Origin of the sequence: Burkholderia lata (genome assembly GCF_902499335.1) — a bacterium.
GTDB classification, from domain to species: domain Bacteria; phylum Pseudomonadota; class Gammaproteobacteria; order Burkholderiales; family Burkholderiaceae; genus Burkholderia; species Burkholderia lata_B.
The window spans coordinates 416,325-429,083 of the sequence record NZ_CABVQK010000003.1; the positions used below are offsets into that span (position 1 = coordinate 416,325).

Consider the following 12,759-nt stretch of genomic DNA (forward strand, 5'->3'; position numbering starts at 1 on the left):
CACGAACCCGATATCGCCATCCGGTCGCGGCATTCCGCACATGTGCACACCCTCACCCCACGCGCGAATTGCATAACAGTTGCGCCACCGCACGGTGTCGTTTCGATTTGTGCTGCAGTGGTGTCAATCGAGCCTGCTAATATGCATTTTCGCCCGCGATCGGCATGCCTGGCATCAGGCGCAGTCCGTCAGCCGATCGGCCCACCATGAAGTGTTTTCGCTGACGTGAGGCAACAAGAACCCATGAATAACCTGCACCGCGAACTCGCCCCGATCTCGTCCTCCGCCTGGGAACAAATCGAGGAGGAAGTGGCCCGCACGTTCAAACGATCAGTAGCCGGCCGCCGCGTCGTCGACGTCGACGGCCCCGAAGGCCCCGAGCTGTCGGCCGTCGGCACGGGGCACCTGGTCGAAGTCAGCGCGCCGCGCGAGCTCGTGAATGCACGGCTGCGCGAAGTCCGCACGATCGTCGAGCTGACGGTGCCGTTCGAATTGAGCCGCGATGCGATCGACAGCGTCGAGCGCGGCGCGCGCGACGCCGACTGGCAACCGGCAAAGGACGCCGCGCAGCGGCTCGCGTTCGCCGAAGACGGCGCGATTTTCGACGGCTACCAAGCCGCCGGCATCGTCGGCATCCGCGAAGGCACGTCGAACCGCAAGCTCACGCTGCCGGCGGACGTCAGCGCGTATCCCGACGCGATCAGCGACGCGCTCGAGGCACTGCGGCTCGCGGGCGTCGACGGCCCGTACTCGGTCGTGCTCGGCTCGGATGCGTACACGGCGCTCAGCGAAGCGCGCGACCAGGGCTATCCGGTCCTCGGCCATATCAAGCGGATCGTCAGCGGCGAGATCATCTGGGCGCCGGCGATCAGCGGCGGCTGCGTGCTGTCCACGCGCGGCGGCGATTACGAGCTGCATCTCGGGGAAGACGTATCAATCGGCTACACGAGCCATACCGACAAGGTCGTCCGCCTGTACCTGCGCGAGACGTTCACGTTCCTGATGCTGACGAGCGAAGCATCGGTGGCCGTGGCGCCGCAGGCCAGCACGGCAGCCTGATCACGGTTGCCCGCGCGCGATGCCCGCCAGGTGTCGCGCGCGACCGACCGCACCGCCGGCCGCATGTTCGTCGCCGATCGAACCCATCTTGCATGGAGTGTGTGATGAGCGATTCGAATGAGGCATTGCAGGCGCTACAGGCGTCGGTCGATCACCTGAAGCAGACGGTCGATGCGAACGCGAGCAGCCAGGCCGGCGACACCGCCGTGCTGTTCACCGTCATGTCGCTGGTCCTGGCCGAGTTGCCGCCCGACACGCGCAACCTGATCGAGGATTCGTTCTCCGTCTGGGCCAATGGTCTGCCGAATGCGGCACTGTCAACGGACGTGAAGCAGATCGCCCGGCAACGGCTCGCGATGACATTCCCGGACTGATCGCGGCACGCCACGGTTGCGCCGTGTCCGGCCCGGACCGTGCAACCCGCCCTCTCCTTCGGCCACCACACACGCATCGGCTGCGGTGCGTGCGTGGTCGCACTTGGCCGGTCGAAGCACGTTCCCCCTGCGGCGCTTCCGTCGCGCCTGCGCACCCGCGGTGCGCTCCACCCACCGGCAACCGGCGCCCTGCGCGCCGATGTCGCACCGCGCTCCGTTCGCGTTCCGCCCGCTCCCGCTTCCTGCCATCACACGCTGCGTAAGCCGCGCACGCCCGCGCCGCCGCGCGCACGCCCGTCTGTACTCCTTGCCACCCGTGCGCAAGCGCATGCGAGGGTGCAATTCCCTGCCTGCCCGGCGCGGAACTGTGTCTTGGATGGCCTCCGCCGATTCGCTATTTTGAACGCAGTCGAAGCGATGCCGTGGGCTCCTCCCGGCACGCACGCTTGCCGCCCTGACCGCGACCCTGCACGACGCCGGCGCGCGCTGCGCGACAGCACCGGTGCCGCCCGCGCGCCGCCGTGCCGCGCGTCGTGCGTTCGCGGTCGGGATGCGCCAAGCGCCGCACCGCATCGGGACTTCACCCTTCGACCCACTTTCACCGACAGGAGCCAGACCACCATGCCCGCACTTTGCGATATCTGCCACGCCCGGCCGGCCGTCGCGCGCGCAACCGTGATGCAGGACGGCGAGCGCAAGACGATCTCGATCTGCGATTACCACTTCCGTCAGCTGATGCGGCATCAGAGCATGCTGAACCCGTTCGATTCGCTGCTGGGCGGCGGCGGCTCGTCGTCGCTGTTCGGCGGGCTCGATGACGAATCGCCGCTCGCCGCCGAGATTCCGCGCGAATCGGTCGACCCGACCGACGCGTTCAGCGAGCAGACGCTGGAACTGCTGCAGCGCGCGGCCGAGAAGGCGCACGAGCTGCGCCGCAGCGAGCTCGATTCCGAACACCTGCTGTACGCGCTCGCGGACACCGACGTGTGTGCCGCGCTGTTGAAGGAACTGAAGCTGTCGCCGCAGGACATCCGGTCGTACATCGACGAGCATGCGCACACCGGCACGGCCGACCCCGACGCGCCGCTCGACAAGCTGTCGATCTCGCCGCGCGTGAAGAAGGCCGTACAGTACGCGTTCCAGGCGTCGCGCGATCTCGGTCACTCGTACATCGGCCCCGAGCACCTGCTGATCGGGCTCGCATCGGTGCCGGACAGCGTCGCCGGCACGCTGCTGAAGAAATACGGCGTGACGCCCGAGGCGCTGCGCCAGAAAGTCGTGAAGGTGGTCGGCAAAGGTGCCGAGGACGGCCGCGTCGATGCGCCGACCGGCACGCCGAACCTCGACAAGTTCGGCCGCGACCTCACCGCGATCGCGCGCCAGGGCAAGCTCGACCCGGTGCTCGGCCGCGCGCAGGAAATCGAGAGCACGATCGAGGTGCTCGCGCGCCGCAAGAAGAACAACCCGGTGCTGATCGGCGAGCCGGGCGTCGGCAAGACTGCGATCGTCGAAGGGCTCGCGCAGCGGATCGTCAACGGCGACGTGCCCGAGGTGCTGCGCGGCAAGCGGCTCGTCGAAGTCAACATCAACTCGATGGTGGCCGGCGCGAAGTATCGCGGTGAATTCGAGGAGCGCGCGAAGCAGCTGATCGACGAAGTCACTGCGAAGCACGACGAACTGATCCTGTTCATCGACGAGCTGCACACGATCGTCGGCGCGGGCCAGGGCGGCGGTGAAGGCGGCCTCGACATCGCTAACGTGCTGAAGCCCGCTCTCGCGCGTGGCGAGCTGAGCCTGATCGGCGCGACAACGCTCAACGAATACCAGAAGTACATCGAAAAGGACGCGGCGCTCGAACGGCGCTTCCAGCCCGTGTTCGTGCCGGAGCCGAGCGTCGAGCAAACAATCGTGATCCTGCGCGGGCTGCGCGACAGCCTCGAGGCGCACCATCAGGTGACGTTCGCCGACGACGCATTCGTCGCGGCCGCGGAGTTCGCCGACCGCTACATCACGTCGCGCTTCCTGCCCGACAAGGCGATCGACCTGATCGACCAGGCCGCCGCGCGCGTGCGGATCGGCGCGACGTCGCGCCCGGTCGACATCCAGGAAGGCGAAGCGCAGATCGCGCAACTGAAGCGCGAGCAGGACTACGCGACGTCGCGCAAGCGCTTCGACGAAGCGAAGCAGTTCGAGGAGCAGATCAACGCGAAGCAGAAGGCCGTCGACGAGATGATGGAGGCGTGGCAGCGCAAGACCGGTTCGGAGACGCTCGAAGTGACCGTCGAATCGGTGGCCGAAGTCGTGTCGCGCCTCACCGGCATCCCGGTGTCCGAACTCACGCAGGAAGAGCGCCAGAAGCTGCTGAAGATGGAAGAGCAACTGCGCGAGCGCGTGGTCGGCCAGAGCGACGCGGTGGTGGCCGTCAGCGATGCCGTGCGGCTGTCGCGCGCGGGGCTCGGTCAGACGCACCGGCCGATCGCGACGTTCCTGTTCCTCGGGCCGACGGGCGTCGGCAAGACCGAGCTCGCGAAGGCGCTCGCCGAGACCGTGTTCGGCGACGAGCAGGCGATCATCCGCATCGACATGTCCGAGTACATGGAGCGGCACGCGGTCGCGCGGCTGATCGGCGCGCCGCCCGGGTACGTCGGCTACGACGAAGGCGGCCAGCTCACCGAGCGCGTACGGCGCCGCCCGTACAGCGTGATCCTGCTCGACGAGATCGAGAAGGCGCATCCGGACGTCTACAACGTACTGCTGCAGGTGTTCGACGACGGCCGCCTGACTGACGGCAAGGGCCGCGTGGTCGACTTCAGCAACACGATCATCATCGCGACGAGCAACCTCGGCGCCGCGATCATCATGGACAACCTCACGCAACCGGAAGCCGCGCGCAAGACCGACAAGGCGATTCGCGAGGAACTGATGCAGGTGCTGAAGGGCCATTTCCGCCCCGAGTTCCTGAACCGGATCGACGAGGTGATCGTCTTCCATGCGCTGTCGAAGGAGAACATCCGCGCGATCGTGCAGATCCAGCTCGACCGCGTGGTACGCACGGCCGCCGCGCAGGACATCACGCTCGTGATGGGCGACTCGCTCGTCGAGCACCTGACCGAAGCCGGCTACCAGCCGGAATTCGGCGCGCGCGAGCTGAAGCGCCAGATCCGCCAGACCATCGAGACCCGGCTCGCGAAGGAGATCCTCGCCGATCGCCTGAAGTCCGGCGACCGGTGCGAAGTCGACTACGACAAGGCCAGCGACGAAGTGAAGTTCAACATGCTCGCGGCGCCTGATGCGAAGGCGGCCAAGGACGCGAAGAAGGACGCTGAAGGCAAGGCAAAACCGAACGGCAAGGCGGCCAAGGCCACCGACGATGCGAAGGCCGGCGACACGCCCGCCGACGCACCGCCGCCCGCGCCTGCCGCGAAGCCCTCCGGCAAGAAGTCGTCCGGCGCGAAGAAGGACGCGCACTGAAACCCAGCGTGCCCCGCACGCCCGGGGCATGCATGACCGGCTCCGTCCACCGGACGGAGCCGCCCCACGCCGCGACACGGCGCAAACCGAGCCGCCCGTATCGGGACCGGCTGATGGAGATTCACATGACAAATCGACGCGAAGTGCCAGGCATCAGGAAGTACGACGGGCCCGCCGGTGGTTGGGGCGCGCTTCGCGCGACAGCCGATGCGGTGCGCACGCAAATGGAAACCATCGAGGCGCCGATCGTGCTGATGCGGACCAACCAGCCCGACGGTTTCGACTGCCCCGGCTGCGCGTGGCCCGACAAGGAACACAAGTCGACGTTCCAGTTCTGCGAGAACGGTGCGAAAGCCGTCACGTGGGAAGCGACCACCAAGCGCGTGACGCCCGAGTTCTTCGCGGCGAACACCGTGTCGTCGCTGCTGCGCATGTCGGACTACGAGCTGGAGAACATGGGCCGCCTCACGCATCCGCTCGTCTACGATCGCGCGACCGACACGTTCCGCACGGTCGAATGGGACGACGCGTTCGCGCGCATCGGCGAAGTGCTGCGCGCGCTGCCGCCCGACCAAGTCGAGTTCTATACGTCGGGCCGCGCGTCGAACGAAGCCGCGTACCTGTACCAGCTGTTCGCGCGCGAGTTCGGCACCAACAACTTTCCCGACTGCTCGAACATGTGCCACGAGCCGACCAGCGTCGGCCTGCCGCAGTCGATCGGCATCGGCAAGGGCACCGTGTCGCTGGAGGATTTCGACCACTGCGAGCTGATCATTTCGATCGGCCACAACCCCGGCACGAACCACCCGCGGATGATGGGCACGCTGCACGAGTGCTCGCGGCGCAACGTGCCGATCATCGTGTTCAACCCGCTGCGCGAGCGCGCGCTCGAGCGCTTCGCCGATCCGCAGGACATGATCGAGATGGCGTCGTTCGGCTCGACGCGAATCGCATCGACGTACTACCAGGTCGACGCCGGCGGCGACGCGGCCGCGCTGAAGGGCATCATGAAGGCGCTGCTGCAGCTCGAAGCCGAACGCGGCGACGTGCTCGACCGCGACTTCATCGCGCAGCACACCAACGGCTTCGACGCGTTCTCGGCCGACCTCGAAGCCACGTCGTGGGACGACATCGAGCGCGCGAGCGGGCTCAGCCAGGCGCAGCTCGAACAGGTCGCGCTCGCGTACGCGAAGTCGAACGCGACGATCGTCACGTACGGAATGGGCGTCACGCAGCACAACAAGGGCACGGCAACCGTGCGCCTGATCGCCGACCTGCTGCTGATGCGCGGCAACATCGGCAAGCCCGGCGCCGGCGTGTGCCCGCTGCGCGGCCATTCGAACGTGCAGGGCAACCGCACGGTCGGCATCACCGAGAAGCCGTCGGCCGAGTTCCTGAAGAAGATCGAGGACGTGTGCGGCTTCACGCCGCCCGCGCATCACGGGCATGACGCGGTGCAGGCGATGCAGGCGATGATCGACGGCACCGCGAAGGCGCTGCTGTGCCTCGGCGGCAACTTCGCGGTCGCGCTGCCCGATCCGGAACAGTCGTTCCCGGCGATGGCGAAGCTCGACCTGAGCGTGCATCTCGGCACGAAGCTGAACCGCTCGCACCTGCTGGTCGCGAAGGAAACCTTCATCCTGCCGGTGCTCGGCCGCACCGAGCTCGACATGCAGGCCACCGGCCGGCAGTCGATCACGGTCGAGGATTCGATGTCGATGGTTCACGCGTCGGCCGGCAAGCTCAAGCCGGCGTCCGACGAGTTGCGCTCGGAGCCTGCGATCGTCGCGGGGATCGCGCATGCGACGCTGCCGGCGAGCAAGGTCGCGTGGCTCGACCTGATCGCCGACTACGACCGCATCCGCGACCTGATCGACCGCACGGTGTCCGGCTTCGAGGCGTTCAACGAGCGCATCCGCACGCCGGGCGGCTTCCGCCTGCCGCTGCCGCCCACCGAGCGCGTGTGGCCGACGCCGACCGGCAAGGCGATGTTCTCGGTCTACAAGGGCGTGAAGGAAGATGCCGACGTGCTCGGCGCCGAGCAGGTGCTGCGGCTGATCACGCTGCGCAGCCACGACCAGTACAACACGACGATCTACGGGCTCGACGACCGCTATCGCGGCGTGTTCGGCCGGCGTGACGTGCTGTTCATGAACCCCGCCGATCTCGCGAAGTACGGGCTCGAACACGGCGACCTCGTCGACATCGAAACGGTCACCTCATCGGGCCGCGCGCTGCGTCTCGAGAAGATCACCGCGATCGAGTACGACATCGCGCCGGGGTCGGTCGGCGCGTACTACCCGGAGGCGAACGTGCTCGTGCCGCTCGACTACATCGACAAGGAAAGCGGCACGCCGTCGTACAAGTCGGTGCCGGTACACGTCGCGCGCTCGTCGGTGGTCTGAAGCAGCGGCAGGCTCGCGTGCGCGGATCGGTGCGCCGCGCGGGCCTGCCGCCGGCCGGCGAGCCCTGCCGCGCACGGCTCGCCCGGCTACTTCGCCGCGACCGCCTGGATCTCGACCAGCAGCGCCGGCACGACCAGGCCGCTGACGATCACGACGGTCGACGCGCTCGCATGGCCGCCCAGCCGCCGCTCACGCACGGTGCGATAGAGCGGCACCAGATCGGGACGAGTCAGGAACCCGTCCACCTTGACCAGATCCGACGCCACCATGTCCGCATCGGCCAGCACGGCGAACAGGTTGTCCCAGGCCAGTTCCATCTGCCGCTCGGGATCGTCCGGCACGCTGCCGTCGGGCGCAGCCCCGACCTGGCCGGAAATGTGCAGCCAGCATGCCTGGGCCGGCGCCGAGACGCCGTGACTGTAACGGGAAAACGGCTCGGCGATGCCGGCCGGATTATGCAGTTGAAGGGGCATGTTCCTGCTCCACGATCGATTGTCGGGCTCGCGTCGGCCGGATGTCGGCATCGGCGGATGGAGATGCGATCCGGTAGTGTGTGGCCGCATGCGCGGTCGCATCGCTGCGTTTCCCGCACATCCGGCCGGACCGGACGATGCACTCTACTCCATCGGCGGTTTCCCCATCTCGTCGCGATCAACCGAACGCGTTGCCCGCCGGAGCCGGAGCCGGGACTACGGCGCCATGACCGCAAGGAAAGCCTGCCCTCGGCCTTCAGTGCCGCCTCCACAACGCAGCACGGGAGACGGCACCCTGGCCGCCTCCCGCGCAGCAAACCACGCCCCGTTCAGTGCACCGCCGTCGGCGGCATCGTCGCGGCCGTCTGCCGGCGCCGGTACGCGCTGTCGCGCGACGCGAGCCAGTAGTACAGCGGCGACGTCAGCGCCAGCCCCACGAGCCATGACAGGTCCGCGCCGCCGAGATGCGCGGGAATCGGGCCCGCGTACATCGGCGTGTTCATGAACGGAATCTGCACGAGGATGCCGATCGCATACGCGAGCAGCGCCTGCGGGTTGAAGCGGCCATAGATCCCGCCATCGGCCATGAAGATCGACTTGATGTCGTACTTGCCCTTGTGGATCACGTAGAAGTCGATCAGGTTGATCGCCGTCCACGGCACCAGCACGACGAGCAGCGCGAGCACGAGATCGACGAGGTTGCCGACGAAGTTCGTCGACGCGCCGATCGCCGCGTAGCAGCACGCGACGAAGATCACGACCGACACCACCGCGCGCGCCTTCGCGGTCGGAATCCACTTGTATGCGAACGTCTGCACCGACGTGATCACCGCCAGCACCGCGCCGTACAGGTTCAGCGCGTTGTGGCTGATCACGCTCAGCAGGAACAGCACGAGCATCAGCGGGCCGAGCGGGCCCGTCGCCTGCTTGACCGCATCCATCGCGTCGGCGCCGGCCGGCACCGCGAGCACCGCGACCGCGCCGAAGATGAACGCGAGCGTCGAGCCGATCGTGCAGCCGAGATAGGTCGCCCAGAACGTCGACGCCACGCCGACGCTTTCCGGCAGATAGCGCGAGTAATCCGACACGTACGGCGCGAACGCGATCTGCCACAACGCCGACAGCGACACCGTCGCGAGCCATCCCGCGAAGTTGAAGCCGCCGCGCGTCAGGAAATCGTCGGTCGTCACGTGCGTGAGGATCATCCAGAAGCCGACCAGGATCCCGATGCCGAGCACCCACGTGCCGATCCGGTTCAGGATGTGGATGAACCGGTAGCCGACGATACCGATCAGCCCCGAGCCCACCGCGCCGATCACGATGCCGACGGGCACCGGTACCGACGACGCGATGCCGTGCACCGACTTGCCGGCGAGCACGATGTTCGATGCGAAGAAGCCGACGTACATCACGGCCGCGATCACGGTCACGAGCAACGCACCCCACGAGCCGAACTGCGCGCGGCTCTGGATCATCTGCGGGATGCCCATCTGCGGCCCCTGTGCCGAATGCAGCGCCATCAGCACGCCGCCGACCGCCTGGCCGACGACGATCGCGACGATGCCCCACATCAGGTTCAGGTGGAAGAGCTGCACGCCGAGCGCGCCGGTCACGATCGGCAACGGCGCGATGTTGCCGCCGAACCAGAGCGTGAACAGGTCGCGCACCTTGCCGTGGCGTTCCGCGGGCGGCACGTAGCCGATCGTGTGCTTCTCTATCATCGGGGACGCGTTGCGGTCCACGTTCGTCATGGTGATGTCTCCTGTCCTGCGCGACGATGCGCGCTTGCCGTGTCAGCCGGCGCGCGTTGGGGTACGCGCCTGCAATCGGGTCCGGATACGCGAGCGACGACGCGCCGCGTGCACGCGCGGCGGTGTCGAACGAAGCGGACGATGCGCATGCGGGGACGGATGCCATGACCCGCTGCCGCGTGCGCAACCGCTTCGTGATCGTCGTGATCCAGGTTGGAGACGATGGTGCGCCACGAGCATCGCGGCCGGAAAATACTAAAAATATTTCCGGGACATACGAAAAAGCTCTGCAGCGGAAATGCCGGCACCGGGGGGCTTTCAGGTAAGGTGCTACGCACAACCATGGACAGATTGCGCCCGCGGCGGCATGCCGGGGCCGTGCATCAGAGGTGCTTGTGGCTCACTACACTTTGCGGCAACTGAAATACTTCGTGACGACGGTGGAATCCGGCAGCGTCGCCGAGGCTTCGCGCCAGCTCTTCATCGCGCAGCCGTCGATCTCCAGCGCGATCAAGGGTCTGGAGGAAAGCTTCGGCGTGAAGCTGTTCATCCGCCATCACGCGCAGGGCGTGTCGCTCACGCCGAGCGGCACGCGCTTCTACCGGAAGGCGCAGGAGCTGCTGCGCATCGCGCACGAATTCGAACAGAACGCGCTCGCCGACAACGACGTGATCACCGGGCAGATCGACATCGGCTGCTTCGAGACGGTCGCGCCGCTCTATCTGCCGCAACTGATCGCGGGCTTTCGCGAGCGCTACCCGGGCGTGAACATCCGGCTGCGCGACGGCGACCAGCAGGAACTCGTGCAGGGCCTGACGTCCGGCACCTTCGATCTCGCGCTCATGTACGACCACGATCTCGACGGCACGATCGAGACCGAGCCGCTGATGCCGCCGCAGCAGCCGTACGTGCTGCTGCCGGAGAACCACCGGTTCGCGGGCCAGACGCACGTATCGCTGCGCGACCTCTGCGTCGAGCCGATGATCCTGCTCGACGTGCAGCCGAGCCGCACGTATTTCGTCAGCCTCTTTCACGAACTCGGGCTCACGCCGAACATCGTGTTCGGATCGCCTTCGATCGAGATGGTGCGCGGGATGGTCGGCCAGGGGTTCGGCTTCTCGCTACTCGTCACGCGCCCGCATTCCGAATACACGTACGACGGCCAGCGCGTCGTGACGATCAGCCTCAGCGAAACGGTGAGCCCGTCGGGGCTCGTGAGCGCGCGGCTCAAGCGCGGTCAGCTCACGAAGCAGGCGCAGTCGTTCGTCGATTTCTGCCGCGAGCGGCTCGCGCAGATCGTCGCGGAAACGGCGCGATAACGAACAGGAAGGAACAGGAAAACGCACGCGCCGCAGGACGCGGTACGTGCGTGTCGGCCGCTCGCCGTTTCAGGTGGCCGCAGAGAGATGCGCGGCCAGCCGGCCCAGCATCGCGTCGCAGCCGTGGAGCTGGTCGAGCGTGACGAACTCGTCGGGCTTGTGCCCCTGGTCCATGCTGCCGGGCCCGCACACCACGGTCGGAATGCCGGCCTGCCCGAACAGCCCGCCCTCGGTGCCGAATGCCACCGTCCCGAATGCATCGGAGCCGCTCAGCATCGCGAGCAGGCGCGCGGCCTCGCTGTCCGGCGAAGTCGCGAGCCCCGGATACGCGCCCAGCGGCTGCAGCCGGATGTCGGTGTCGGGCTGAACCGCGCGCATCCTCGGCAACAGTTCGGATTCCGCATAGTCCTGCAACTTCCTCGGCACGTCGTGCGCGTCGAAATCCGGCAGCGCCCGTACCTCGAAATCGAACTCGCATTCGGCCGGCACGATGTTCAGCGCACGGCCACCCTTGATCAGCCCCGTCTGCACGGTCGAAAACGGCGGATCGAAACGCTCGTCGTGCCGTTCGGGCCGCGCGAGCGCATCACCGATCTCGCCGAGCCGGCCGATCAGCTTCGCCGCATAGTCGATCGCATTGACGCCCGACGGCGCATACGCGGAGTGGCACGCGGCGCCCTTTACATGACAGCGCATCGCGAGCTTGCCCTTGTGACCGAGCACCGGCTTCAGCTCGGTCGGCTCGCCGATCAGGCACAGGCGCGGCCGGTGCTCGCGCGCGGCCAGTGCTTCGAGCATCGGCCGCACGCCGAGGCAGCCGACTTCCTCGTCGTACGAGAACGCGAGATGCACGGGCACACTCAGCGGTCGGGCGACGAACGCCGGCACGGCCGCGAGCACCGATGCGATGAAGCCCTTCATGTCGGCCGTGCCGCGGCCGTACAGGCGGCCGTCGCGCTCGGTCAGCCGAAACGGCTCGACCGTCCACGCCTGCCCGTCGACCGGCACCACGTCGGTATGGCCCGACAGCGCGATGCCGCCGCGATCGCGCGGCCCGATCGTCGCGTACAGGCTCGCCTTCGTGCGTTCGCCGTTGTAGAACAGTTCGCTCTCGACGCCGAAGCCCGCGAGATAGTCACGGATGAAACCGATCATCTCGAGGTTCGAATCGCGGCTGACCGTCGCGAAACCGATCAGCCGCTCCAGCAGAGCGCGGCTCGACGTGTCATTCATCGCCCGGCACTCCGTAGCTCGGCGCGGCGGTGGGATTCAGCGCACGCGTCTGGTAGTCCTGCATCTGCGGCCGATAAGCCTGCCACAGCGCATCGAGCTGCCCGATCGGATCGGCATCGGCCCAGTCGACGCGCAGGTCGACGATCGGCCAGGTCACGTCACCGGCCACCTTCAGCGCGGCCGAGTGCACCGGCCCCGCCTCGCCGCCGGCCGCCATCGCCGCATGCATCGCGGCCAGCAGGCGATCGGCGAGCAGGCCGGGCGCCTGCTCGAATGCGCGCGCCATCGCGTCGATCACGGCCGGCGCAGCCAGCAGGTTGCCGGCCGCCACGCATTGCTCGCCCTGCACCGCGTGATGCGTGCCGAGCGCTTCCTTGCCGGTGAAGCACGCCGTCTGCCCCTGCCCGTCGATCACCGTGACCTGCCGGTACTGGCTCCAGCCGTTCGCGCTGAGCGCGCGGTCGAGCGCCGCGGCAGGCGCAAGCTGCTCGTGCTCGATCAGGTCGAGGATCTGCGGCCCGAGCGCCGGCAGCGTGATGTTCTGCGTCGCGACAGCGCCGACGCCCGCGCGCACCCACGGGCAGCGTGCGCCCACCGCAATGCTCGACGAGCTGATCGCGATCCCGAGCTGGCCCGTCTCCGGGCAACGCCCGACGATGGAGAAAGTCATGTCG

At 67.6% G+C, this 12,759-nt stretch carries 9 protein-coding genes; 5 read left to right on the forward strand and 4 right to left on the reverse strand.

Annotated elements, in window-relative coordinates; all coding sequences use genetic code 11:
* Positions 1–243 precede the first annotated feature (243 nt).
* The 4 genes from BCO18175_RS09670 to BCO18175_RS09685 all read left to right on the forward strand — a co-directional run bounded on the left by BCO18175_RS09670 (position 244) and on the right by BCO18175_RS09685 (position 7,309).
* Positions 244–1,059, forward strand: a complete 816-nt coding sequence (locus tag BCO18175_RS09670; protein ID WP_174980391.1) for a family 1 encapsulin nanocompartment shell protein — start codon at positions 244–246, stop codon at positions 1,057–1,059.
* Positions 1,060–1,163: 104 nt separating this feature from the next.
* Entirely contained in the window at positions 1,164–1,433 is a 270-nt protein-coding gene (locus BCO18175_RS09675) for a hypothetical protein (protein WP_174980392.1), read from the forward strand.
* Between the two features lie 621 nt (positions 1,434–2,054).
* Positions 2,055–4,904, forward strand: a complete 2,850-nt coding sequence (locus tag BCO18175_RS09680) for an ATP-dependent Clp protease ATP-binding subunit (RefSeq protein WP_174980393.1) — start codon at positions 2,055–2,057, stop codon at positions 4,902–4,904.
* Positions 4,905–5,029: 125 nt separating this feature from the next.
* Positions 5,030–7,309, forward strand: a complete 2,280-nt coding sequence (locus tag BCO18175_RS09685; RefSeq protein ID WP_174980394.1) for an FdhF/YdeP family oxidoreductase — start codon at positions 5,030–5,032, stop codon at positions 7,307–7,309.
* A gap of 86 nt (positions 7,310–7,395) precedes the next feature.
* Here the strand turns inward: BCO18175_RS09685 and BCO18175_RS09690 are convergent, their stop codons facing one another.
* Positions 7,396–7,782 (reverse strand): RidA family protein, encoded by a 387-nt coding sequence (locus BCO18175_RS09690; RefSeq protein WP_174980395.1) that lies wholly within the window; start codon positions 7,780–7,782, stop codon positions 7,396–7,398.
* Between the two features lie 329 nt (positions 7,783–8,111).
* A complete protein-coding gene (locus tag BCO18175_RS09695) occupies positions 8,112–9,533 on the reverse strand; it encodes a purine-cytosine permease family protein (protein WP_174980396.1) in 1,422 nt (473 codons plus the stop codon).
* A gap of 395 nt (positions 9,534–9,928) precedes the next feature.
* Between BCO18175_RS09695 and BCO18175_RS09700 the strand changes: the two genes are divergently transcribed.
* Positions 9,929–10,852, forward strand: coding sequence for a LysR substrate-binding domain-containing protein (locus tag BCO18175_RS09700; protein WP_174980397.1), 924 nt, complete (start codon positions 9,929–9,931; stop codon positions 10,850–10,852).
* A gap of 69 nt (positions 10,853–10,921) precedes the next feature.
* On the opposite strand, the gene argE is transcribed toward BCO18175_RS09700, so the two are convergent.
* Both argE and BCO18175_RS09710 read right to left on the reverse strand, forming a co-directional pair.
* A complete protein-coding gene (argE, locus tag BCO18175_RS09705; RefSeq protein ID WP_174980398.1) occupies positions 10,922–12,085 on the reverse strand; it encodes an acetylornithine deacetylase in 1,164 nt (387 codons plus the stop codon).
* Positions 12,078–12,755, reverse strand: a complete 678-nt coding sequence (locus BCO18175_RS09710) for a DUF1028 domain-containing protein (protein WP_122950566.1) — start codon at positions 12,753–12,755, stop codon at positions 12,078–12,080. Before BCO18175_RS09710 ends, argE begins: the two co-directional genes overlap by 8 nt.
* Positions 12,756–12,759: the final 4 nt, after the last annotated feature.

Excerpts from the sequence above, each read along its gene's own strand:
- argE (WP_174980398.1), bottom strand. The coding sequence starts at position 12,085 with ATGAATGACACGTCGAGCCGCGCTCTGCTGGAGCGGCTGATCGGTTTC.
- BCO18175_RS09710 (WP_122950566.1), bottom strand. The coding sequence starts at position 12,755 with ATGACTTTCTCCATCGTCGGGCGTTGCCCGGAGACGGGCCAGCTCGGG.
- BCO18175_RS09670 (WP_174980391.1), top strand. The coding sequence starts at position 244 with ATGAATAACCTGCACCGCGAACTCGCCCCGATCTCGTCCTCCGCCTGG.
- BCO18175_RS09675 (WP_174980392.1), top strand. The coding sequence starts at position 1,164 with ATGAGCGATTCGAATGAGGCATTGCAGGCGCTACAGGCGTCGGTCGAT.
- BCO18175_RS09680 (WP_174980393.1), top strand. The coding sequence starts at position 2,055 with ATGCCCGCACTTTGCGATATCTGCCACGCCCGGCCGGCCGTCGCGCGC.
- BCO18175_RS09690 (WP_174980395.1), bottom strand. The coding sequence starts at position 7,782 with ATGCCCCTTCAACTGCATAATCCGGCCGGCATCGCCGAGCCGTTTTCC.
- BCO18175_RS09685 (WP_174980394.1), top strand. The coding sequence starts at position 5,030 with ATGACAAATCGACGCGAAGTGCCAGGCATCAGGAAGTACGACGGGCCC.
- BCO18175_RS09695 (WP_174980396.1), bottom strand. The coding sequence starts at position 9,533 with ATGACGAACGTGGACCGCAACGCGTCCCCGATGATAGAGAAGCACACG.